Annotated in this window: 23 protein-coding genes; 17 read left to right on the top strand and 6 right to left on the bottom strand. The window is 70.8% G+C overall.

Features of this window, described 5'->3' with window-relative positions:
• Window positions 1-135 precede the first annotated feature (135 nt).
• Together FNV62_RS37875 and FNV62_RS37870 are read right to left on the bottom strand one after the other, a co-directional pair.
• Entirely contained in the window at window positions 136-441 is a 306-nt protein-coding gene (locus FNV62_RS37875; protein ID WP_164657650.1) for a hypothetical protein, read from the bottom strand.
• 9 nt (window positions 442-450) lie between these two features.
• Window positions 451-1,059 carry a hypothetical protein gene (locus FNV62_RS37870; protein ID WP_164406006.1) on the bottom strand — a complete coding sequence of 203 codons (609 nt, stop codon included), beginning with the start codon at window positions 1,057-1,059 and terminating at the stop codon, window positions 451-453.
• A gap of 175 nt (window positions 1,060-1,234) precedes the next feature.
• Between FNV62_RS37870 and FNV62_RS37865 the strand changes: the two genes are divergently transcribed.
• The 3 genes from FNV62_RS37865 (at window position 1,235) to FNV62_RS56005 (ending at window position 5,173) form a co-directional block, all read left to right on the top strand.
• Complete coding sequence (locus FNV62_RS37865) at window positions 1,235-2,005, top strand: serine/threonine protein kinase (protein ID WP_097286605.1); 771 nt, start codon at window positions 1,235-1,237, stop codon at window positions 2,003-2,005.
• Between the two features lie 329 nt (window positions 2,006-2,334).
• Window positions 2,335-3,957, top strand: coding sequence for a serine/threonine-protein kinase (locus FNV62_RS37860; protein ID WP_143603196.1), 1,623 nt, complete (start codon window positions 2,335-2,337; stop codon window positions 3,955-3,957).
• Window positions 3,958-5,008: 1,051 nt separating this feature from the next.
• The gene (locus FNV62_RS56005; protein ID WP_225900496.1) at window positions 5,009-5,173 is read left to right on the top strand and encodes a hypothetical protein; all 165 of its coding nucleotides are present in this window, start codon (window positions 5,009-5,011) and stop codon (window positions 5,171-5,173) included.
• A gap of 505 nt (window positions 5,174-5,678) precedes the next feature.
• Here FNV62_RS56005 and msrB read toward each other — a convergent pair.
• From msrB to FNV62_RS37835, 4 genes are all read right to left on the bottom strand, one after another.
• Window positions 5,679-6,086: a peptide-methionine (R)-S-oxide reductase MsrB gene (gene msrB, locus FNV62_RS37850; protein WP_097286603.1), complete on the bottom strand. Its 408-nt coding sequence runs from the start codon at window positions 6,084-6,086 to the stop codon at window positions 5,679-5,681.
• 28 nt (window positions 6,087-6,114) lie between these two features.
• A complete protein-coding gene (gene murC / locus FNV62_RS37845; RefSeq protein WP_143609428.1) occupies window positions 6,115-7,500 on the bottom strand; it encodes a UDP-N-acetylmuramate--L-alanine ligase in 1,386 nt (461 codons plus the stop codon).
• A 208-nt stretch (window positions 7,501-7,708) separates the two neighbouring features.
• Window positions 7,709-8,182, bottom strand: a complete 474-nt coding sequence (locus FNV62_RS37840) for an indole-3-glycerol phosphate synthase (RefSeq protein WP_079090183.1) — start codon at window positions 8,180-8,182, stop codon at window positions 7,709-7,711.
• Window positions 8,183-8,365: 183 nt separating this feature from the next.
• Window positions 8,366-9,193, bottom strand: coding sequence for a pyrimidine reductase family protein (locus tag FNV62_RS37835; protein ID WP_144315837.1), 828 nt, complete (start codon window positions 9,191-9,193; stop codon window positions 8,366-8,368).
• A 37-nt stretch (window positions 9,194-9,230) separates the two neighbouring features.
• On the opposite strand from FNV62_RS37835, the gene zapE reads away from it, so the two are divergent.
• The 14 genes from zapE to FNV62_RS37765 all read left to right on the top strand — a co-directional run bounded on the left by zapE (window position 9,231) and on the right by FNV62_RS37765 (window position 22,409).
• Window positions 9,231-10,334: a cell division protein ZapE gene (zapE, locus tag FNV62_RS37830; RefSeq protein WP_097286600.1), complete on the top strand. Its 1,104-nt coding sequence runs from the start codon at window positions 9,231-9,233 to the stop codon at window positions 10,332-10,334.
• A 122-nt stretch (window positions 10,335-10,456) separates the two neighbouring features.
• A complete protein-coding gene (locus tag FNV62_RS37825; protein WP_063818504.1) occupies window positions 10,457-10,795 on the top strand; it encodes a hypothetical protein in 339 nt (112 codons plus the stop codon).
• Between the two features lie 70 nt (window positions 10,796-10,865).
• A complete protein-coding gene (locus FNV62_RS37820; RefSeq protein ID WP_143656051.1) occupies window positions 10,866-11,444 on the top strand; it encodes a carbonic anhydrase in 579 nt (192 codons plus the stop codon).
• 8 nt (window positions 11,445-11,452) lie between these two features.
• The gene (locus FNV62_RS37815) at window positions 11,453-12,925 is read left to right on the top strand and encodes a SulP family inorganic anion transporter (protein WP_143609426.1); all 1,473 of its coding nucleotides are present in this window, start codon (window positions 11,453-11,455) and stop codon (window positions 12,923-12,925) included.
• Window positions 12,926-13,035: 110 nt separating this feature from the next.
• Complete coding sequence (locus FNV62_RS37810) at window positions 13,036-13,968, top strand: slipin family protein (protein ID WP_225900495.1); 933 nt, start codon at window positions 13,036-13,038, stop codon at window positions 13,966-13,968.
• A gap of 216 nt (window positions 13,969-14,184) precedes the next feature.
• Window positions 14,185-15,414: a threonine--tRNA ligase gene (gene thrS / locus FNV62_RS37805; protein WP_144315836.1), complete on the top strand. Its 1,230-nt coding sequence runs from the start codon at window positions 14,185-14,187 to the stop codon at window positions 15,412-15,414.
• A 110-nt stretch (window positions 15,415-15,524) separates the two neighbouring features.
• Complete coding sequence (locus FNV62_RS37800; protein ID WP_205523174.1) at window positions 15,525-16,442, top strand: PPK2 family polyphosphate kinase; 918 nt, start codon at window positions 15,525-15,527, stop codon at window positions 16,440-16,442.
• Between the two features lie 170 nt (window positions 16,443-16,612).
• Window positions 16,613-17,494 (top strand): polysaccharide deacetylase family protein, encoded by an 882-nt coding sequence (locus FNV62_RS37795; RefSeq protein ID WP_097286595.1) that lies wholly within the window; start codon window positions 16,613-16,615, stop codon window positions 17,492-17,494.
• A 31-nt stretch (window positions 17,495-17,525) separates the two neighbouring features.
• Window positions 17,526-17,714: a hypothetical protein gene (locus FNV62_RS37790; protein ID WP_060899487.1), complete on the top strand. Its 189-nt coding sequence runs from the start codon at window positions 17,526-17,528 to the stop codon at window positions 17,712-17,714.
• A 79-nt stretch (window positions 17,715-17,793) separates the two neighbouring features.
• A complete protein-coding gene (locus FNV62_RS37785; RefSeq protein WP_376327707.1) occupies window positions 17,794-18,549 on the top strand; it encodes a peptidyl-tRNA hydrolase in 756 nt (251 codons plus the stop codon).
• A gap of 46 nt (window positions 18,550-18,595) precedes the next feature.
• Entirely contained in the window at window positions 18,596-19,240 is a 645-nt protein-coding gene (locus FNV62_RS37780) for a TetR/AcrR family transcriptional regulator (protein ID WP_144315834.1), read from the top strand.
• Between the two features lie 80 nt (window positions 19,241-19,320).
• Complete coding sequence (locus FNV62_RS37775; RefSeq protein WP_144315833.1) at window positions 19,321-19,959, top strand: TIGR03086 family metal-binding protein; 639 nt, start codon at window positions 19,321-19,323, stop codon at window positions 19,957-19,959.
• Between the two features lie 119 nt (window positions 19,960-20,078).
• On the top strand, window positions 20,079-20,867 hold the full coding sequence (locus tag FNV62_RS37770; RefSeq protein WP_179858303.1) for a DUF4142 domain-containing protein: 789 nt from the start codon (window positions 20,079-20,081) through the stop codon (window positions 20,865-20,867).
• Between the two features lie 180 nt (window positions 20,868-21,047).
• Window positions 21,048-22,409 (top strand): DUF692 domain-containing protein, encoded by a 1,362-nt coding sequence (locus FNV62_RS37765; protein ID WP_143609420.1) that lies wholly within the window; start codon window positions 21,048-21,050, stop codon window positions 22,407-22,409.
• Window positions 22,410-22,631: the final 222 nt, after the last annotated feature.

Below are 22,631 nucleotides of genomic sequence, written 5' to 3'. Positions count from 1 at the left end.
GCCAGGTGGGAAGTTCCGGCTTCCCTGGTCCGCTTCCGCTGCGTGATCCAGACGCAGGGCCAACTTGCCAAGTGGCCTGGTCGGTTGACGCGGTCGGATCGGTTGCCTCCTGCTCAGGCACAGTCACTCCATCCATCAGCTCTTGCTCTTGTTCAGCAGCAGAAGGCCGGTGACGATCCGGTAGATGCCGTACATCACCGGACCCCAGGCGACGAAGTACACGCCCCCGCCCTGGGCCTGGGCGTAGGTGACGACGGTGATGAGCACGCCGCCGATGAGCCATGCGGCGCCGAAGCCGATGCCGCGTTTGGCCTTCGTCTCCCAGATGGCCCGCTGTTGGGGGGAGGCGACGTGGTACGGCGCCGGGACGGCCACGTACGGCGGTGGGGTGGAGGCCGGGGCGGTCGTCCCCTTGGCGGTGGTGTCGTTGCTGTCGGACATCGTGAACTCCTAGACGATCGGGCGGTTGTGCGTGCGGAGGGCCGCGACGATCCGGTCGACGAAGGCGTCGCGGCCCTCCGTCAGGACCAGCGGGATGACGATCGACGTGCCATCCCGTGCCTCCAGCCGGTAGCCGACGACCTCGCCCACGTCGGGCCGGTCGCCGCGTCGGCGGTGGATGCTCCTGAGCTGGATGACGTCCTGCCAAGCGACGGCGCGGGCGACGGACCTGCGTGTGTGCACGACTCCGCCGGCGTACAAGTAGTGCGCCTGGGCACCGGCGACGAGACCGCGGATGCCCTGGCCGACTCCGGCGACGAGCATGAACAGGAAGCCGAGGTAGACGGCGTGCAGAACCGAGTAGGCGGAGGAGAAGACCGATGCGTTGGAGACCGGTCCACTCAGCACGATCAGGAATGCGAGCGCGATGGCCGCGATGGCCGCCCCGGTCGCCAGCGCGCGTGAGGGCGAGACCCCGTGACGGGCGGTGATGTACTCGCCGAGTCCCCGCGTGCCCGCCAGCCGGTCGACCTCGGGAGGAGCGGCCTTCGGGGGAGCGGCTTTCGAGGAGAGTGGTGCGGCGGTCGGCTGCCCCGGATCCTGCGTGGCGTCTGTCATGCGGGATGCCTCCATTACGTCGACGACTGCGACGGCTGCGACGACCGCGATGAGGACGTCGAGTAGGTCGAGTACGTCGACGACTCTGCTGCTGCCCGCCGCCCCACGTAACCTGAGGGCTCTCAGGGTCTCCGCGATCTCGGGCGGATGACGTGGACGACATGGGGCGCGCAACATGGAGACGGTCATCGTTCAACTCCCGGAACCTCCGGGGGCGGCTGCCGTGCGGCACGGCCGGCCCCGGCAGCTCGCCCTAGGACCGGGGCAGATGGCCACGTTCGGGCGCGGGGCCGGAGAACGGCCGGTCGACATTCCCCTGTTCGGCGAGGGTGTGTCCCGCTACGCGGGGGAACTCACCGCGAGCGACGACCACTGGCGGCTGACCAACTTCAGCCCGCGCACCACGTACGTGGTGGAGAACTTGGAGGGTGGCGGCGAGTACGTGAAGGTCGCCCCGCGCCGGATGGGAGCGCCCATCCCGTTCGAACTCTCCCGCGTGGTACTGCCGTTGACCGACGGATTCGTCCGGTTCACGGTCTTCGCCCCGCGTCACGCCTTCCTCGACCCGGGACCGGAGGCTCCCGTGAGCCGCTCGGCCGAGTTGACCCTCATGCCCTTCGTACTCGACCCCACGGCCAAGTACTTCCTGGTGCTGCTCGCCCTCTGCGAGCCCCGGCTGCGCGACCCGTCCAGCCTCGCCATCCCCAGCGTCCCCGACGTCGTCAGCCGACTGCGCGCGCTTCCCGGCTGCGGTGACCTGACTGTGTCCGCCGTCAACTTCCACATCGACTACCTGGCGGGCTCCAAGCTCAAGGTGCGAGAGCGCACCGGCACGCAGGACAGCCCGCGCCTCGACTGGAAGCGCGAAGCCCTCGTCTCACTCGCCCTCCGCTTCGACCTGGTCCAGGAGAAGCACCTGCAGATCTTCTGGGACTCGACCGCATGAGTGAGGGGCCCGTGCATGTACCGCCGGGCGTACCGTCGCCGTACGGCGTGTCACCGAGCCGACCCGACGGCCCCGTCTGCCTTGTCTCCGGAGCTAAGCGCTCCGCTGGAAGCGCGATGACGAACCCGCGGGCCGGTGGGGGCTGGTCGCGCAGTTCCCCGCGCCCCTTACGGGGGCTCGATACCGCACCGGACTTCGTCAAGGCTGCTTAGCTGACTGTTCGTCAGGGTCGTTCCGCGGATGGAGTTTTCTTTGTTTGTCGCGTCCGAATCTGGCAGACTGCACCGCCGGTTGGCAGCTGTTGACCGGGTGCGATCTGGGGGACGGGTGTGTGGGATCGGGGCACCGTGCTCGGCGGGCGCTACACGCTGGCCGAGCGGATCGGCGGCGGCGCCATGGGCGACGTCTGGCGGGCCGACGACACTGTCCTCGAACGCCGGGTCGCGGTCAAGATCCTGCGCCCGGAGCTGCTCGACGACGCCAGGTTCGCCAAACGTTTCCGCCGTGAGGCCCTGATCCTCGCCTCGCTGGACCACCCCGGCATCGTCGACGTCCACGACTACGGCGAGAACGCCCTCGGCGACGGAAGCCGGGTGGCCTACATCGTCATGGAACTGGTCGAGGGACGACCGCTCGACGAGTTCCTCAAGGAGAGCGGGCCGCTGCCACCCGAACAGGCGCTGGCCACCACCGCCGAAGCGCTCGAGGCGCTGCACGCCGCGCACCGGCGGCAGGTCGTGCACCGTGACATCAAGCCGTCCAACCTGTTGATCTGCGCCGACGGCCGAGTGAAGGTCACCGACTTCGGCCTCGCCCGCGACCTCGCCACCTCCAAGATCACCCCCGAGCACGCCGTCGTCGGCACCGCGCTCTACATCGCCCCCGAGCAGGTCGAGGGCCATGGCACCACCCCGGCCTCCGATCTCTACTCAATGGGCGTCGTCTGCTACAAGATGCTCACCGGGAAACTGCCCTTCGACGGTGAGCGGGCCATCGAGATCCTGGTCAAGCACGTCCAGCAGCCGGTGCCTGCCCTGCCCGCCGACTTCCCGCAACCGGTGCGCGACTTCGTCGCCACCGCCCTCGCCAAGAAACCCGAGGACCGCTTCCCCGACGCCGCGACGATGGCCGCCGCGGCCCGTACCGCGGCCCCTGCGGCGGCGAGTAGCGCGGTGGCCGGCGGCGCGGTCGTTTCCCCAGAATCCGGTGGCGCGGCCGAGGTCATGGTCGCCCCCCAGCAGGGACGCTCGGGGAGTGGGCGCCGCCGCATCCTCTTCCCTTTGCTCGTCGCCTGCGTCGTCACGGTGGTCGTCGGAGGTGTCGTGCTCATCGACCCCTCGCTTTTCCAATCCCACACGAGCACACGCGGCAACGAGGCCTCCGCGTCCGCTTCCATCTCCGCGTCCACTTCCGCGTCCGGTGCCCATAGCACCGGCGCGTCGCCCTCGCCCTCCCGCTCACCCAGTGCCTCGCCGTCAGCCTCCGCCACGACGAACGGCAGCGCTGAACCGGTGGGCCTCCCGCCCTCGTCCCCGTCCACCTCGTCGGCGGCAGGAGGCTCCTCCGTCGTGCGTCCGAGCGCGTCCGCGACCATGGAGCCGAGCGCGTACCCGATCGCGGGCGTGAGCATGAGCGACGACTCCGCCGCGATCAAGGGCTCCGGGGTCTCCGCCGGACCCGCCGGCGGTTGCACGGCCTGGCTCGACAACGCCGGCTCCGGCAACCTGTACGGGATGCTGAACACCAGCTACTTCGAGACGTGCCACGCCGAGTTGATCCGGGACGACGGGCTGACCGTCGGCCTCGCGGCATCGAGCGGCGCCGAACGCACCAGCGTGATTTCGGACATCGGTCACACCATGCGGATCTGCGTCTGGCAGCAGGGCGCAAGCGCCGACAAGCAGTGCTCCGCCACCGTCGTCATCCGCAACGGCACCCCCACGGTGCAGTGACCAGCCCTGTCCACAGGTGGGAGCCGGTACACCACTTCCTCAATGTCATGCTGAGAGTGGCTTCGTGGGCTCGCTCCACCACTTCGTGCCCGTTCGATAGTGGCCCGGTCCGATGGTGCGGCTCGCGAAGCCACAGCCTGGCCGGTGTGGCTTGATAGCGCGGCATCGCCCGGATTGAGATACGCCCCCGACCGGCCTGATCGGACTGCAGGGACGGAAGGGGGAGCCGGCCAATGGTCATCTTCGGAATCGACGCGCACAAACGCACTCACACCGCAGTCGTGGCGGATGACCGCGGACGCAAACTCGGCGAGCGGACGACGGGAACGACAAGCGCCGACCACCTCCGGTTACTGGCCTGCGTAAAAAAGTGGGGGACGGTGACCGCATCTGGGCTATTGAGGTGTGAACTGCCCGGGGTTCGGTGGGGACTTCGGAACCCTCCGCCAGAAGTCCCGGCTCTCCCACAAGCCCGACACCTGGCGCTACGCATGGGACGCCGAGAACCGGCTGACATCCGTCATCAGCGAGCGGGCGGCCTCTTCGCGCAGACGGATGGTGACAGTGCTGCCTACGACGGACGGTTCGACGTTGGCAGCATCGGCAACGCGCGCCGCCGAAGGATCACGCCCTCACCAACGCGCATCAGCTCGGCGGACGGCACCGCGAGCTGCGCCACGAAGTGCCCGGTCCAGTCGTCGGGCCCTCGTGCCCCGTGGCCAGCCCAGCCACCAGTGCGCGAACCGCGCCCCGTCTGAAGACCGCGCCACCTCACGGGTCACCTGGAGGCTGGGCCCGGACTTCCCGGCCCAGCAGCACCACCCGCACGAACTGGACTCCGGCACAACTCTTCGACAACGGCTCCTACCGCGACGACACCTCCGTCCCCTGCTCCCGCGTGATCTAGGTCGACCGTTCGACCCGGAAGATCGTCTGGTCGTACGAGGACACCCCGCCCCAGAACTTCTACAGCCCCTACAAGTCCAGCGCCCAACGCCTCCCGGACGGGCACACCTTCATCGCCGAGGGCTCCTTCGGCCGACTCTTCGAGATGGCCCCCGACGGCGACGTCGTCTGGGAGTACGTCGTGCCGCACTTCGGCGCCTTCGGCGCGGGCGTCGGCATGGAATCCTTCCGCGGCGCCCAGAACGCGGTCTTCCGCGCCTACCGATACAGACCGGATCACGTGTCCTGGCTACGGCGGGAACGGGACTGATGCCGGGCACGGCCGCACAGACATCACCGGTCGAGATCCTCGTACGCCGTCGCTGGCACGCCGATGTCCGGGAAGATGTCCCAGGCGTGCTGCCTCATCAGGTCAGCGGCAGCGCCGTCCGTCCTACGCATTACGACTGCACCGACCTCACACCACAAACACTCCGCCGCAGACCACTTCCTACCTCGCGGCAGTAGCAAAGCCGCGGAGGTAGAGCAACAGCGTCACACCCCATCGATCCGAACCAGCTCAGAGGCGTCGCCCGCCCCCTGCTCCTGGGACTTTTCAGGGACTTTCAGCGCTGCCTGAGGGACTTCCGAGGGATTTTTCGCCGCCCGACACGGCAAGCCTCCGAAAGATCAGAGAGGGCCTCCGACACAGATCAGAGGCCCTTTCCGAGGCAAAGCCGCAGGTAGCGGCAGACGAGGCGGGCTATAGGCCGGGAACTGTTCCGCCCGTGGCCAATCAGGCTGCCAAGCGGATTCTCGAACTCACCGCTCGCAGTTCACTCCTCGTCCGGCGTCAACCGCAACGAGATCGAGTTGATGCAGTACCGCTGATCCGTCGGCGTCGGATACCCCTCGCCCTCAAACACATGTCCAAGATGCGACCCGCACCGCGCACACCGAACCTCGGTCCGCACCATCCCGTGTGAACGGTCGGACACGAGTTCCACCGCATCCGAGTTGCGTGCATCAAAGAAGCTCGGCCAGCCGCAGTGGGACTCGAACTTCTCGTTCGAGGTGAAGAGTTCGGCGCCGCACGCGCGGCAGGAGTAGACGCCCTTGGCCTTGGTGTCGGTGTACTCGCCCGTGAAGGCGGGCTCGGTGCCCGCCTTCCGCAGGACGGTGTATTCGGCCGGGGTCAGCTCCGCGCGCCACTGCTCGTCCGGCTTTTCGATGTCGTACGACATGAAGCTCAACCCCTCACAAACGTCACGGCTACTTCGACAGGCGGGTCAGGATCTCGGGACCGAGGTCCGTCACGTCTCCCGCGCCCATGGTGAGAACGAGATCACCGGGCTTCGCCATTCCCGCGACGACCGAGGGCACCTGCGCCTTGTCGTGGACCGGTGTCACGTCCGCGCCCGCCGCCCGCGCCGCCTCGATGATCAGCTCGCTGGTGACGCCCGGGATCGGGTCCTCGCGGGCCGGGTAGATGTCCAGCACGATCGAGGCGTCGGCCAGGGCCAGGGACTCGCCCATCTCCTTGGCCAGCTCCTGGGTGCGGGAGAACAGATGCGGCTGGAAGACCACCAGGATGCGGCCCTCGGCACCCGCGCGCATGGCCTCCAGGTCGGCCGTCATCTCGGTCGGGTGGTGCGCGTAGGAGTCGACGACCTGGACGCCCGCCTCCTCGCCCTTCAGCTGCAGACGCCGCTTCACGCCCGTGTAGGAGGCGATCGCGGGGGCCAGCTCCGCGGCCGGAATGCCCAGCGCCGCGCCCGCCGCCAGCGCGGCCACCGCGTTGTGTGCGTAGTGGCGGCCGGGGACGGAGACGGCGAAGGTCAGCTCCGTGCCGTCGAGGAGCACCGTCACCTCGCTCTTCAGGCCCTGGGGGATCACGGACAGGACCCGTACGTCCGCGTCCGGCGCGTCGCCGTACGTCACCACCCGTACGTCCGCCGGCAGGCGCCGGGTCAGTTCGCGCGCGCCCTCGTGGTCCGCGGAGATCACCAGCGTGCCGCCCGGCACGATCTTGGCGGCGAAGGTCTCGAAGGACTCGTAGATCTCGTCGATGGAGGCGTAGTTGGCGTGGTGGTCGAGCTCGACGTTGAGGACGATCGCGACCTCGGGGGCGTACTTGTGGAAGCTGCGGTCCGATTCGTCGGCCTCGGCGACGAAGATCTCGCCCTCGCCGTGCAGGGCGTTCGAGCCGGGGGCGTCCAGGTCGCCGCCGATCGCGTACGAGGGGTTCAGCCCCAGCGCGGAGAGGGACACGGCGAGCATCGACGTGGTCGTGGTCTTGCCGTGCGTGCCCGCGACCGCGATCGGGCGCAGGCCGTCCATCAGCCGGGCGAGAGCGTCCGAGCGGTGGACCACCGGGATGCCGAGCTCGGCGGCGCGGGCCAGCTCCGGGTTGTCCGCGCGGATCGCCGAGGACACCACCACACAGGTGGCGTCGGAGGCCAGGTGGTCGGCCGCGTGGCCGATGTGCACGGTCGCGCCCAGCGCCCGCAGGGCCTCGGCGGTGGCGGACTCCTTCGCGTCGCTGCCCGCGACCTTCGCCCCGCGCTGCGCCAGGATCTTGGCGATGCCCGACATCCCGGCGCCGCCGATGCCGATGAAGTGCGGTCGGTCCATGGCGGTAGGAAGGCCGGGTGCCATGTGTGTATCTCCCAAGATCCGGTACGACGGTAAGCGCGCTCCCACGGACAGGAGCCCGCCCCAGCCTATTCCGTGCGGCCTCCCGCAACCTCCCAGGGGCACGGGGCTGTGACATGTGTGCCTCCGCCGCGTGGGCGCGACCAGCCACGTGCCGGCCGCACCCGACCGGTCCCGGCGGCCCCCACGGCGCCCACGCCCGGCGGGAGTCCTACACCTTGCTGTGCGAGAACAGCTTCAGCACCGGCACGCCGACCTTGTGACGGGCCCGCGAGGCCCAGTCGCGGTGGAAGAACTCCTCCACGTAGTGCGGGTCGGTCAGCACGATGACCTCGTCCGCGTCGATCTCGTCGACCAGCTCCTTGAGCGCGTCGAGCGGGTGGTTCTCGATGAGCCGCCCCTCGGCCTCGCTGCCGGCCGAGCGCAGCGCCACCAGCGACACGTCGAGGGCCTGCTGCCCCTGACCGGCCGCGTCCGCGCCCTCCGGCGTCTCACGCTCGTGGGCCGCCTCGTCCAGCTCCCCGAGCGCGACGTCGTCGATGGCCCGCAGCAGCCGGTCCGCCTGGTCGCCCCGCGGCTGGAGCAGCACATGGAAGGCGACCACCTCGTCACCGTGCAAGGTGGTGACGAACTCCACGTCGGCGGACGTCAGGGCCTTCTCGATCATCAATACGCTTGTGAACACGACAGGCGCCCTTCTCCTCCGTGGGCCTCCCTGGCCCCCTGCGGAAACCATCCTGCCCCGTGATCGCACGGGGACTTCGATTTTTAGTGTGCCCAGCGGAAGATAATCGGAACGATCTACTCCGCTACCTTGCCCCGACCGACGGCCGGGACCGACGCCAGGGCCGTCGGTCAGGGGCGACGGTCAGGGGCGACGGTATCGGGCGAAGAGGAATCCGGCCTCCTCCAGGAGGGACGCCAGTTCGAACCGCTCGGGAACCGCCATCGCGGGCCCCCCGGCGATCCGCTGTGCGTCTCCCGCCGTGAGCGTCGGGGAAAGGGTCAGGCACAGTTCGTCGAGGACACCCGCCGCGACCATCTGGCCCAACAGCCGCGGGCCGCCCTCCGTCAGCAGCCGGGTCATGCCGCGCTCGGCGAGGGCACGTACGGCCCGTACCGGGTCCACGCCCGTCCCGTCCCCGGCGATCACCACCTCGGCGCCCGCCTTCTCGGCCGCCGCCACCCGGTCGGGGGCCGCCGCGGCGCCCGTCAGGACGAGCGTGGGCACCAGGGGCGAGGTGAACAGGGGCAGTGAGAAGTCCAGGTCGAGGCTCGCGGTGACGACGGCGATCACGGGCGCCGGGCCCTGTCCGGCCGCCTCCCGGGACGCCGCGAACTCCGCACGCGCGCGTGCCGGACGGTAACCCTCCTGGCGTACCGTTTCCGCCCCGACGACCACGACGTCCGCGAGAGCCCGCAGCACCCCGAAGATCCGCATGTCGGCGGCGCTGGAGATGCCCTGGGACTTCCCGTCGTGCTGGGCGGCGCCGTCGAGCGTGGAGACCATGTTGGCCCGCAGCCAGGGCTCCCGGACACCGGCGGAGCGGAGCTCGGGGTAGGCGTAAGCCTCCGCCAGCTCCAGCAGTTCCCACTCACGGTCCGTCGCATCCGACACGGCCGCACCAGGGGCATCTGGGGCCCCGGCGGTGGCCTGGGCTGCTGTTTCGTAGGTCACAGGGAACAGGCGTCGCATGTCGTGCAGTGTGGCACGGCGCTTAGAGTGGGGAACCGTGTCGTCCTCCTCCGCCGCTTCCGGGTTCGAACCGATACCCGAAGCAGCCCCCACGTCCCTGTGCGCCCGCGAGCCGCACGTCCCCGCGGACCGGCTGGTCGCCGAGATGGTGCCGCCGCCGCGCTTCGACTCCGTGCGCTTCGAAACGTACATTCCGGACCCGAACCAGCCGAGCCAGACCGAGGCCGTACAGGTCCTCGCCGGCTTCGCGGCCGGTCTCGGCGGGGCGCACGCGCTCGGCGGCGGCAAGCGGGGCTTCTTCGGCTTCGGCAAGGCCAAGGCGCCGAAGACCCCGGCCGGCCCCCGCGGTGTGTACCTGGACGGCGGCTACGGCGTCGGCAAGACCCACCTGCTCGCCTCCCTGTGGCACGCCACCCCGGCCGAGCCCGCGCTCAAGGCCTTCGGCACCTTCGTGGAGCTGACGAACCTGGTCGGCGCGCTCGGCTTCCAGAAGACCGTGCAGACGCTCTCCGGGCACCGCCTCCTGTGCATCGACGAGTTCGAACTCGACGACCCGGGCGACACCGTCCTCGTCTCCACCCTGCTCGGCAAGCTGGTCGACGCGGGGGTCGCGCTCGCGGCCACCTCGAACACCCTGCCGGGCAAGCTCGGCGAGGGCCGGTTCGCGGCCGCCGACTTCCTGCGCGAGATCCAGGGGCTGTCCGCGCACTTCCGGCCGCTGCGCATCGACGGCGAGGACTACCGCCACCGCGGGCTGCCCGAGGCCCCGGCGCCGTTCTCCGACGAGCAGGTCACGAAGGCCGCGTACGCCACGGACGGGGCCTCCCTCGACGACTTCCCGCATCTGCTCGACCACCTCGCGCGCGTGCACCCCAGCCGCTACGGCGCCCTGACCGACGACCTGAAGGCCGTCTGCCTCACCGACGTCCAGCCGGTGCCCGACCAGTCGACGGCGCTGCGGCTCGTGGTGCTCGCCGACCGGCTGTACGACCGCGAGGTGCCCGTCCTCGCCTCCGGGATGCCCTTCGACCAGCTCTTCAGCGAGGAGATGCTGAACGGCGGCTACCGGAAGAAGTACTTCCGCGCCATCTCCCGGCTCACCGCGCTGGCCCGCGACGCCAAGGGGCTCGTCGAGGCGTAGTTTTCGGCCCCTCCACAGCGTTTTCGGCCCACTTCACTGTGAAACGTCGAGTTAACCCTGCAAACAACTTGCCGCGTTAGCCTATGTATTGACATGGAGGACGAGACGCCGGGAGGGGGCGCATGTTACGAGGTACGACGGCCCGACCCCTGTACGTGGTACTCGCCGCCGTCCTGATCAGCCTCCAGCTCTTCGCTCCCACCGAGGCGTTCGCGTCCGCGCACAGGGGCGAAGTAGTCTCCTGCGCCGAAGCGGAGCATCCGCACAAGGTGGCACCCCCTCTGGGCGCCCGTCAGCGGACCCGCGACGAGGATCTCGTCCCCGACACGCCCCCGCGCGCCCTGCTCGCGAGCGACCCCGCGGCCTCGTACGCACCGCTCGCGCCCGACCCGGCGCACCCGCGCACGTCGAGATCCTCGACCGCCCACTCCCCCGCCGCACTTCAGGTCTTCCGCTGCTGAGCGGAGCGCGTCCCCCCACGCTCCGTCTTGTAAGCCGACGCGCCCTCGGGGCGCGCCAGGAGGAACTGACATGCAGCCCCTCATCGACCATGCCCGCTCCTTCGGCCGGCGGCCCGAGGAGTTCGCCTCGCTCGCCGACGGCCAGTCCCCGCAGGTCCTGTTCATCACCTGCTCCGACTCCCGGGTCGTTCCGGCCCTGATCACCGGCGCCCGCCCGGGCGAGCTCTTCGAGCTGCGCACCGCGGGCAACATCGTCCCGCCCCACGTCCCCGGCCGGCCGACCTCCGAGGCGGCCACCGTCGAGTACGCGGTGGACGTGCTCGGCGTGTCCGAGATCGTGGTCTGCGGCCATTCGCACTGCGGTGCCGTCGGCGCGCTGGTGCGCGGCGAGGACCTGACCGCGGTACCCGCCGTGCGCGACTGGCTCGCGCAGGCGCAGCGCCCGTCCGGCACACCGGGCGACGACCCCACCGTCGCCGACGCGGTGCAGAACCACGTCCTCGCGCAACTGCTCAGGCTCCGCGGATACCCGTGTGTGGAAAGGGCCCTGACGACGGGCCGGGTGCGTCTGCACGGCTGGTACTACGAGGTCCACACCGGAGCCGTGCGCGAACACCGTGCGGACACCGACACCTTCGAGGCCCTGTGAGCCGCGCGATGAACACCTCGAGCCTCCTGGGCAAACTCCCCCACCTGCGGCAGGACTTCGCCGCCTCGATCGTCGTGTTCCTGGTCGCCCTGCCGCTCTGCGTGGGCGTCGCCGTCGCCTCCGGTGTCCCGGCGGAACTCGGCCTGGTCACCGGCATCGTGGGGGGTCTCGTCACCGGCCTGATGCGCGGCAGCAGCCTTCAGGTGTCGGGCCCGGCGGCCGGACTGACCGTGCTGGTCTTCGAGGCCGTACGGGAGTACGGGCTCGCCGTACTCGGAGTCGTCGTGCTCGCCACGGGTGTGCTCCAACTCCTCATGGGCGCCCTGAAGCTGGGGCGCTACTTCCGGGCCATCTCGGTGGCCGTCGTCGAGGGCATGCTCGCCGGGATCGGCCTCGTGCTGATCGCGGGCCAGCTCTACTCGATGGCCGGGCTCAAGGCCCCCGCCTCCGGACTCGACAAGCTCGCCGGACTGCCGGAGGCCGTCGTCGACGCGGCCCGCAGCACCGAGGCGCTGGCCTCGGTCGGACTCGGGGCGGGCACGATCGCCGTGCTCGTCCTGTGGCGGCGGCTGCCGCGCCGGGTGCGCACGGTGCCGGGGGCGCTCGGCGCGGTCGTACTGGCCACACTGGTGGCCTCGGGGTTCGGGCTGCCGGTGGCCAAGGTCGAGGTGCGGGGGCTGGTCGGCTCGATCCGGCTGCCGAGCCTGGAGGCCTTCGGTGAGCTCGCGAGCGTGGGCGTGCTCGGCACGGTGCTCGCCTTCACCCTGATCGCCTCCGCCGAGTCGCTGTTCAGCGCGGCGGCCGTGGACCGGCTGCACGACGGTCCCCGGACCGAGTACGACAGGGAACTGATGGCGCAGGGCGCGGGCAACACGGTCTGCGGACTGCTCGGCGCGCTGCCGATGACCGCGGTGATCGTGCGCAGCGCGGCGAACGTCCAGGCGGGCGCGAGGACGAAGGCGTCCCGCGTGCTGCACGGCGTCTGGCTGCTGCTGTTCGCGGCGCTGCTGCCCGCCGCGCTCGGCGTCATCCCGCTGCCCGCCCTCGCCGGCATCCTGGTGCACGCGGGCTGGAAGCTGGTCCCGCTGCGCGAGGTCGTCTCGCTGTGGCGCGAGCACCGGGGCGAGGCGCTGGTCCTCGTCGTCACGGCGGTGTCGATCGTCGCCGTCAGCATGTTCGAGGGGGTGCTCATCGGGCTCGCCCTGGCGATCGCCAAGACGGCGTGGGAGGCCTCGCACGTACGCCTGGAGGTCATAGACAAGGGTGCGGGCCCCGTCCAGGCGTATCTGTCGGGCAACGCGACCTTCCTGAGGCTGCCGAAGATCCTCGACAGCCTGGAGGCACTGCCCCAGGACCGCCCGGTCGAGCTGGACCTCTCCGGCCTGCACCACCTCGATCACGCCTGCCGCACCGCGCTGGAGAACTGGTCGGCGCGGCACAGCGAGGCGGGGACGGAACCGGTGAAGGTGACCACCGGCTGACCACCGGCTGACCCACGGGGCTCGCGGTCGGGGAGATCCTCGACCGCGAGCCCGCGTGAGGCATATCGTGGGATTAGTGGTGGTATGCGGCGGCTCGAAAGGGGGTCGTCATGCTCGATGAGCTCTTGGCCACGGCCGCGCTGGTCGGTACCGCGGGGGTGGTGTACGTCGCCGCGGCGGCCCGGGTCGTCAAGCAGTACGAGCGGGGCGTGGTGCTCCGGCTCGGGCGGCTCCGGGGTGGCATCAGACCGCCCGGGTTCACCATGATCATCCCCGGTGTGGACCGGCTGCGTAAGGTCAACATGCAGATCGTGACGATGCCCGTCCCCGCGCAGGACGGCATCACGCGGGACAACGTCACGGTCCGGGTCGACGCGGTCATCTACTTCAAGGTGGTCGACGCGGCCGACGCGGTCATCCAGGTCGAGGACTACCGCTTCGCGGTCTCGCAGATGGCGCAGACCTCACTGCGCTCGATCATCGGCAAGAGCGACCTGGACGATCTGCTCTCCAACCGGGAGAAGCTCAACCAGGGCCTGGAGCTGATGATCGACAGTCCGGCCATGGGCTGGGGTGTGCAGATCGACCGGGTCGAGATCAAGGACGTGTCGCTGCCGGAGACGATGAAACGGTCGATGGCCCGGCAGGCCGAGGCCGACCGTGAACGGCGGGCCCGCATCATCAACGCGGACGCCGAGCTCCAGGCGTCCAAGAAGCTGGCGGAGGCCGCCGGGGTGATGTCCGAACAGCCCGCCGCGCTCCAACTGCGGCTGCTGCAGACCGTGGTGGCGGTCGCCGCCGAGAAGAACTCCACGCTCGTGCTCCCCTTCCCGGTGGAACTGCTGCGGTTCCTGGAACGGGCGCAGGTCCAGCCGGGGGCGCCGACGGTGGAGCAGATTCCGACGCGTCCGCGGCCCGACGAGCACAAGGACGACGAGTTCGTGCTCGACGAACCCAAGGGTGACAAGTTCAGCCGCGAGGAGGCGGAGGACGAGTTCCCGCTCGACAACCCCGGCGCGAGTCCTCTCCTCGGCCCCGACTGATCACCCCCATCCATCGCCCCCACTTGCCCCCATCAATTGCCGCGACCGCTCGCCGACTCCCTGCTAGCGTCCCTGCCATGAAGCGTGCCGCTGTGAAGACGACGACGCCGGAGAGTGTCCCGGCGCGCTGACTGCTGACGAGTCCGAAGCCCCGGGGCGAGTGCCCCGGGGCTTCGCCGTGTGGTCACTCGCCCCTCGAGAAGCGAGGAGACCACCATGACCGCCCGCCCCGACCACCGCCGCCTCGGCCGTGAACTGGACCTGTTCGACACCGATCCCCTGATGGGCGCGGGCCTGCCCTACTGGCTGCCCGACGGCGCGGCCGTGCGCCACGCCCTGGAGGAGTACGTCCGCGACGCCGAGCGACGCGCGGGCTACCAGCACGTGTACTCACCGGTGCTGGGCAAGCGCGAGCTGTACGAGATCTCCGGGCACTGGTCGCACTACAGCGAGGACATGTTCCCGCCGATGGAACTCGGCGGCGAGCAGGTGGTGCTGCGCCCGAGCCTGTGTCCCCACCACGCGCTCATCTACCGCTCCCGCTCCCACAGCTACCGCGAACTCCCGCTCCGCATCGCCGAGTTGGGCGGCATGTACCGCTCCGAGCCGTCCGGTGTCCTCGGCGGCCTCACCCGCGTACGCGCCATCCAGCTCAACGACGCGCACCTCTTCTGCACCCTGGAGCAGGTCGCCGAAGAGGCGTCGGCGGCACTGGGGTTGATCCATCGGGCGTACGAGGCGATGGGCATCCGCGCGGCCCGCCACCGGCTCTCCCTGCCGGGCCCCGGCGGCAAGTACATCGCCGACCCCGAGCTGTGGTGGCGCTCGGCGGCGCTGCTGCGCGAGGTCCTCGACCGCTCCGGGGTGGCGTACGAGGCCGTCGAGGGTGAGGCCGCGTTCTACGGCCCCAAGATCGACGTCCAGATCGCCGATCCGGCGGGCCGGGAATCCACCCTCTCCACCGTCCAGATCGACTTCCACCAGCCCGAACGCTTCGACCTGCACTACATCGGCGCCGACGGGGCGAAACACCGGCCGGTCATGGTCCACCGCAGTGTCATCGGCAGCCTGGAGCGAGCCGTCGCCCACCTCATCGAGGCGCACGGCGGCGCCTTCCCGCCCTGGCTCGCCCCGACCCAGCTGGTGGCCCTGCCCGTCTCCGACGCGCGGGCCGAGGTCGAACAGGCGGCCGATCTCGTACGCCGCTGCCTGGACCGGGGCCTCCGAGCCCGGCTCATCACCCCCGACCAGGGCACCCTCGGCGCCCGGATCCGTGCCGCCCGCCTGGTCCCGTACCAGGCGGTGATCGGCCCCCGGGAGACCGCGGCCGACGAGATCGCCCTGCGCCTGCGCGACGGCCGCCGCCTCGACCCGCAGCCCGCCGCCGAGGCGCTGGACCGCATCACCCGTCTCGTCCGCGCCCACAGCACCGAGCTGACCGGCTAGATGTCCGCGCCGTCCGGCTGTCCTGGTCGCCCTCGAAGAGGCCTGAGCACGACTCGCGGGTACCCGGCTCCCGTCGCACCATCGAGGGACACGGCCGGAAGGGGTACGCGGTGGCCAAGAAGGACGACGAGGGCCCGAACGATGGCGAGGGCCCGAAGGACGGCGAACAGGGCAAGGGCGGGGCCCCGTCCCCGCTGCGCCGCCTGCTGCGCGTTCCCGGGGGCCAGGGCGTCGACCTCTCCTCGTACGACGCCAGGGCCACGCCCGCCGGTCCGCGCGACAAGGCCGCCGGGCTTGCCGCCATCGCCCAGATGGTCGAACGCCTCGCCGACCTGCAAGAACGCTTGTGGGCCGCGAGCACGGCGGGTGACCGCCGCCGGGTCCTGCTGATCCTCCAGGGCATGGACACCAGCGGCAAGGGCGGCACGGTCAAGCACGTCATCGGGCATTTCAACCCCGCGGGCTGCCGCATCCGGGGCTTCAAGGCGCCGACCGCCGAGGAGCGCGCGCACTCCTTCCTCTGGCGGATCAGACGGGCCCTGCCCGAACCCGGCGAGATCGGCATCTTCGACCGCTCGCACTACGAGGACGTCCTGATCGCCCGCGTCCGCGAACTGGCTCCCCACAAGGAGATCGCCCACCGCTACGGCAAGATCAACCGCTTCGAGAAGTCCCTCGCCGACGACGGCGTCACCGTGGTGAAGTGCTTCCTGCACATCTCCTACGACCAGCAGCGCCGTCGGCTCCTCCAACGGCTCGACAACCCCGACAAGCACTGGAAGTTCAGCCCCGACGACATCGACGACCGTCAGCTGTGGCCCGCGTACCAGAAGGCGTACGAGATCGCGCTGGAGCGCTGCTCCACACCGGAGGCCCCCTGGTTCCTCGTCCCCGCCGACCGCAAGTGGTACCGGAACTGGGCGATCAGCACCCTGCTCCTGGAACACCTCGAGACACTGGCCCCGCAGTACCCGAAGGCCGACTTCGACGTGGCGGAGGCCAGGCAGCGCCTTCTGAAGGAAACCTGACCTGCGCAGGGCTCGGGAAAAGGGAACCGGCGTAGGAGACCGGCGCGTGAGACCGGCTCAGGAGACGGCGTGCGTCTCGCCGGGTCCAGCCGGGTGACTTCCGTGCCTCCGCCACCGGGCACGTGCGAACAATGGGCGAATAGTGAGTATTACCCACATATCTTCATCGGGTGATCATTCCAGTACGACGATTCTTCGCGACCTGCGCCCTCGGCGCACTCGGGGTCGCGCTCGCCGCCTGCGGGACCCCAGGAACCCCGCACGCCGCCCGTCCAGGGCACCCCGCGTCGGCCTCCGGCAGCGCGGACGCCCAGCCCTCGCAACCCCCCACACTCGCCCCCGGCTCCAGCGGTATCACCCCCGTCTTCACCAACGGTCCGCGCACGCAGGACAAGACCGTCGCGCTGACCTTCGACGCGGACATGACCGCCGACGAGGGTCCACGCGCCGCGGCCGGGGAACACTTCGACAACCCCCAACTGATCGCCACGCTGCGCGCGTTCAAGGTGCCGGCGACCCTGTTCATGACCGGACGCTGGGCCGACGAGTACCCGAAGGAGGCCAGGAACATCGGGCAGGACCCCCTGTTCGAGGTCGCCAACCACTCGTACAGCCACTACGCCTTCACCGACAACTGCTACGGCCTGCCCACCGTGCCCCAGGAGCGGATGCGGGCCGAGGTGGAGGAGGCCTACGCCGCCTTCAAGAAGGCGGGCGTGCCCCACGCGATGCCCTACTTCCGGTTCCCCGGCGGGTGCTACGACCAACAGGCCCTGCGCACGCTGAGCGCCGTGGGCGTGACCGCCGTGCAGTGGGACGTCGTCAGCGGGGACGCCTTCGCGACCGACGCCGACGCCGTGGCCCGGCAGGTGCTGGAGGGTGTGAAGCCCGGATCCGTCGTCGTCATGCACTGCACGCGCAGCGCGGCTCCGGTGACCGAACAGGCCCTGCGGACGATCGTCCCCGAACTGCGGAAGAAGGGTTTCCGCTTCGTGAAGGTCTCCGAGATGATCGGCTCGGCGACGCAGGGCGAGCGGCACGGCACCACGTAGGCGCGCTCCGGTCCCGGCCTACGCTGGGACCATGAGCGACGACTACTGCGCCGCCCCGGCGGCCCCCACCCCGGCACCGGACCCGACCGACGCCGGGCCGCCGTTCGCCGAGTGCGTGCTGTGCCGGAAGCCGACCGAGTACCCGGAGTCGTACAAGGGGATCACGCTGTGCCCCGTCTGCGAGTGGCAGGAGGCACAGCGGACCGCCTGTTCCGGGTGACGGTGACGCTGACACTGACACTGACGGCGGCATGACCGCTCGCCGAAGAACCGATCTTCCGCCTGGCACACTGGAGGGCGTGAGCAGCGACCCGACCGTAGCCGACGCACCCGGCCGACCCGACGTACCCGGCTCGGCCGAGGACAGCCCCTTCCGATCCGAGCGCACCGCGCGCGACGAGGCCCCGCAGTTCGTGCTGCCGCTGGTCGTGCGCATCGAGAAGGCCGCTCCCCCGGCACGCACGGACGCGCTGGAGACCGCGGCCCGCGCCGTGCTGACGATCCTCAGCGATGAGCGGGCCCTCGGGGACGGCGCGTGGGCGCAGGCGGTGCGGGACTGGCAGGACGCCCGGATCCGCAAGGTCGTACGACGGGCGCGTGGCGCCGAGTGGCGGCGGGCCGAGGCCCTGCCCGGCATCACGGTGACCGGGAAGTCCGCCGAGGTGCGCGTCTTCCCGCCGGTCCCCCTGGACGGCTGGCCGAAGGACCTGGTCAAGCTCCAGGTCTCCGGCACCGACCTCGACGACCCGGAGCCGCCGGTGGACGCCGACCCGACGGCGCCCGTGCTGTGGCTCAACCCCGATCTCGACATGTCGGCCGGCAAGACGATGGCGCAGGCCGGGCACGCCGCGCAGCTGGCCTGGTGGGAACTGTCGGACGAGCAGCGGACGGCCTGGCGCGACGCCGGGTTCCCCCTCGCCGTCCGCACCGCAGACCCGGCCCGCTGGACTGGACTCACCACCTCCGGGCTGCCGTTGGTGCGCGACGCCGGGTTCACGGAGATCGCGCCGGGGTCGTGCACGGTGGTGGCCGACCATCCGGCGCTGCGCTCCTGACCGAACCCGACCGACCCCGAGTGACCTACGGACCCGAGGAGGCGCGATGGCCGGGACCCGGCTGGACGGCAGGGTCGAACGCGGCAACCGCACACGGCAGTTGGTGCTCCGCCGCACAGTCGACATCGCCTCGGTCGAAGGACTGGAAGCACTGTCCGTGGGCCGTCTCGCCACCGAGCTCCAGCTCAGCAAGAGCGGGGTCTTCGCGCTCTTCGGCTCCAAGCAGGAACTGCAGCTGGCCACCGTGCGGGAAGCGGCGCGCATCTACGTCGAGCAGGTGATCCGGCCCGCGTCCGGGACCCCCGCCGGTGTCGCCCGGACCTGGCGGCTGTGCGAACTCTGGCTGGACTACTCCCAGGGCCGGGTCTTCCCCGGCGGCTGTTTCTTCTACGAGGTCATCGCCGAGTTCGACGCCCGGTCGGGGCCCGTGCACGACGCCGTCGCGGAGGCCCAGCGGGACTGGGCGGCTCATGTGGAGCACACCATCACCGAGGCCCGGGACCTGGGTGAGCTGCGCTCCGACACGGATGCCGCGCAACTCGCCTTCGAGCTCATCGCGTTGATGGAGACGGCGAACGCGGTGTCGGTGCTGCGCGACGAGACGGACGTCTATCGCAGGGCCCGCGTCGCCATCCTTTCCCGGCTGAGCGCGGCGGCGACCGACCCGTCCCTCGTGCCCGAGCTCTCCTGACCTGCCGAGCCTTTGACGCGCGCACCGTCACGGCCGAAAACAAGTAGCACGATCGTTCGCTCAGTTTTATGCTCGATCGTATGACATCGACCGGAGTGGACATCGTCGAACTCGACCGGATCGCCGTGTACGAGTCGTTGCGGCTCGTCGGGCTGGCGCGGGGCACGGACTGGGAGCGGGACACACCGTGCGCGGGGTGGACGCTGCGGCGGCTGGTGGCGCACATGTCCGCGCAGCACCACGGGTTCGCGGCCGCCGCCCGGGGAGCGGGGCACGAGACGGCGTACTGGCGGGAGCCACAGGACATGAGCGACCCGGAGCGGACCTACCGGGGAGCGGCGACGGCGGTGCTGGCCGCTTTCGCCGAACCGGGCGTGACGGAGGGGGAGTTCGTGCTGCCGGAGATCAGGGACGGGGGCGCCTTCCCCGGCGGGATGGCCCTGGGCTTCCACTTCGTCGACTACGTGGTGCACGCATGGGACGTCGCCGCCACGCTCGGCGTCGGACTCGATCTGCCGGACCACGTCCTCGGGGCCGCCCTGGCCGTGGCCCGCCTCGTACCGACGGATCCGGCCGGTCGCGGGCCGGGGTTCGCGTTCGCGCCGCCGGTCGACGTGCCCATGGGCGCGGATCCGCTGGACGAGGCGCTGCGGCTGCTCGGACGTGCACCGGAGAAGTGGCCGCTGTCGACCGACGGCGCGGATCCACAGCTGATTTGACCTGAACCGAGGGTTCGCTTTAGCCGCGCTTGAACATTCCCGGCGCCCCGCACGTATCTCACGTCGCTGGCCAAGTACAGGTTTCCAACGACCAGTTGGTTTCCCCCGGGAGGCTCATCTTGCGGCGTATCAATGGTTCCGCCTTCGTCATCGCGACCCTCGCCGCCACGGTCGGCGCGCTCGCGTTCCCTGTGTGGTCGTACGCGGACCGCGCCGGCACGGGGCAGGCGAATCTGGCGGCGGGGACGGTGAACACACAGTGGGGACCCCTGTCCGCCGCCGACCGCGATCTGATCGTGCGCGTGCGGCTGGCCGGACTCTGGGAACTGCCGGCGGGACAGCAGGCGCTCGAGCGGGCCCCCAACAAGGCGATCAAGGAGGTGGGCGACCACCTGATCGTCGGCCACACCGACCTCGACAAGCGGGTGCGGGTCATCGCGGCCCAGCTCAATGTCGAGCTGCCGAACCAGCCGAACGCGCAGCAGCAGGGCTGGCTGCAGGAGATGACCGCGGCGACGGGCGCGGAATACGAACGGAAGTTCGTGAACCTGCTGCGGGCCGCGCACGGCAAGATCTTCCCGGCGATCGGCGCGGTCCGTAACTCCACCCGCAACACGCTGGTCCGGCAGCTGGCCTCGGACGCCAACCAGACGGTGCTCGACCACATCACCATCCTGGAGAAGACCGGGAGCGTCGACTTCGACGCCATCGCCAACGACACGGCGGCCCTGTCGACCGCGAGCCCGACCGGTCCCCCGGCGCCGGCCGCCGGCGTCACGGCGCCCTCCGCGCCGCCGGTGCAGCCCGCCGACGGCGTCGTCGTCACGTCGAGTCCGTCGCCCGCGCCGCCGGGGCAGGTCAACACCGCCCGGCCGGAGCCCTCGGATCCGGACAAGGTACTGCGGTAGCCGGTGGGCCGCCTCGGGACGCCGGCGGAACCTCAAATGTTGCTCTGAACGTCCGGCGACATGGGTTCGGCCCCGCTTCCCGGGGCCATGACTCCGTCACGCCGGAACAGGGGTCCGTCGTGAGGAGACAGCGGCCGGGGTCGTAGCAGCCAGGGTTCGAGCGGTGACGGAGGAGGCGACATGACACAGCTGAGGCGGCTGGGGACGGGCATCGGGTGGCGGCCGGAGATCGCCGAGGCCGTGGAGCGCATGCCCGGCATCGACTGGGTCGAGGCCGTGGCGGAGAACCTGTGCCCCGGGCACCTTCCCGAGTCGCTGCTGCGGCTGCGCGAGCGGGGCGTCACGGTGGTGCCGCACGGGGTCTCGCTCGGCCTCGGCGGCGCGGACCGGCCCGAGGAGTCCCGGCTCGCCGCCCTCGCGGAGCGGGCCGAGGCACTGGGCTCGCCGCTCGTCACGGAGCACATCGCGTTCGTACGGGCCGGGGGCGCGCTCACCGCGTCGCCCTCCCTGGAGGCCGGGCACCTGCTGCCGGTCCCCCGCACCCGGGACGCCCTCGACGTGCTGTGCGAGAACGTCCGTATCGCGCAGGAGGCCCTTCCCGTCCCGCTCGCGGTCGAGAACATCGCCGCGCTGATCTCCTGGCCCGGCGAGGAGATGACCGAGGGGCAGTTCCTGTACGACCTGGTGGACCGCACCGGCGTACGCCTCCTCATCGACGTGGCCAACCTCCACACGAACCACGTCAACCGGGCCGAGGACCCTGCGAAGGCCCTCGACGAACTCCCCGTCGAGGCCATCGCCTACGTCCACGTCGCCGGCGGCTTCGAACGGGACGGCGTCTGGCACGACAGCCACGCCCACCCCGTCCCCCGGCAGGTCCTCGACATCCTGGCCGACCTCGCCTCCCGCGTGACCCCACCGGGGGTCCTCCTGGAGCGCGACGAGAACTTCCCGGACCCGGGCGAACTGGAGAGGGAGCTCGGGGCGATCAGAGTCACCCTGACGAAGGCGCGGGCACGGGTCGTGAGGCCGTCCGAAACCCCGGCGGGCCCGCACTCCGGTGCGGCCGCCGCCCCTGCGGGCGGCATCCCCGGGGCAGCCGGGAGCCACGCGGCCGGCGTGGCCGTGGGTGCGCGGCAGCGGCTGGCGCTAGGGCAGGCCGCGCTGTTGTCCGCGCTCGTCGCGGGTACCCCCGTGCCCGAGGGGTTCGACCGGGGACGGCTGGGTGTGCAGGCGCGGGCGCTCGCGGCCAAGCGGGCGGACGTCGTCGCGAAGGTGGCGGTGGAGTTGCCGGAGATGCTCGGGGACGCGTACCGGCCGGCGTTCCTCGCGTACGCGCAAGGGCATCCGATGAGCGGTGGGTACCGGCGCGACGCGTTGGACTTCGCCGAGTACATGCTGCTCGCGGGGCACCCCGAGGACGCGGAGACGCGGCGGCGGCTGCGTGCTTGGTGGCTGGAGCGGTCCGGCCCGACCCCGCCGTCGCAGCGGCCCACGGCCCGGCTGGCCCGCGCGACCCGACGGGTACTGCTGCGCCGCTGACCCCGCCCGCGTCACCGGAGCCGAGGCACTACTACGCGCGCCGTAGTGCCTCGCCCCGGCAGAGTGTGCCGGGGTTAACACCGGGCCCCGTCCGACCGGATCCGACGTCCGTTTTCCAGGGTTTCCTGATGGTCTGGACTCCGGTCGAACCACCGCATTCGGCGCCTTCCTCCCACCCGGCAACCCTTACTCCTCGTACGGCAGTTGGCGTAGTGCCCGAAG

The sequence above is a fragment of the Streptomyces sp. RLB3-17 genome (genome assembly GCF_007113425.2).
GTDB lineage: Bacteria > Actinomycetota > Actinomycetes > Streptomycetales > Streptomycetaceae > Streptomyces > Streptomyces mirabilis_D.
The sequence above is the reverse complement of the archived record's forward strand: the minus strand, read 5'-3'. Positions and strand labels throughout refer to the sequence as shown.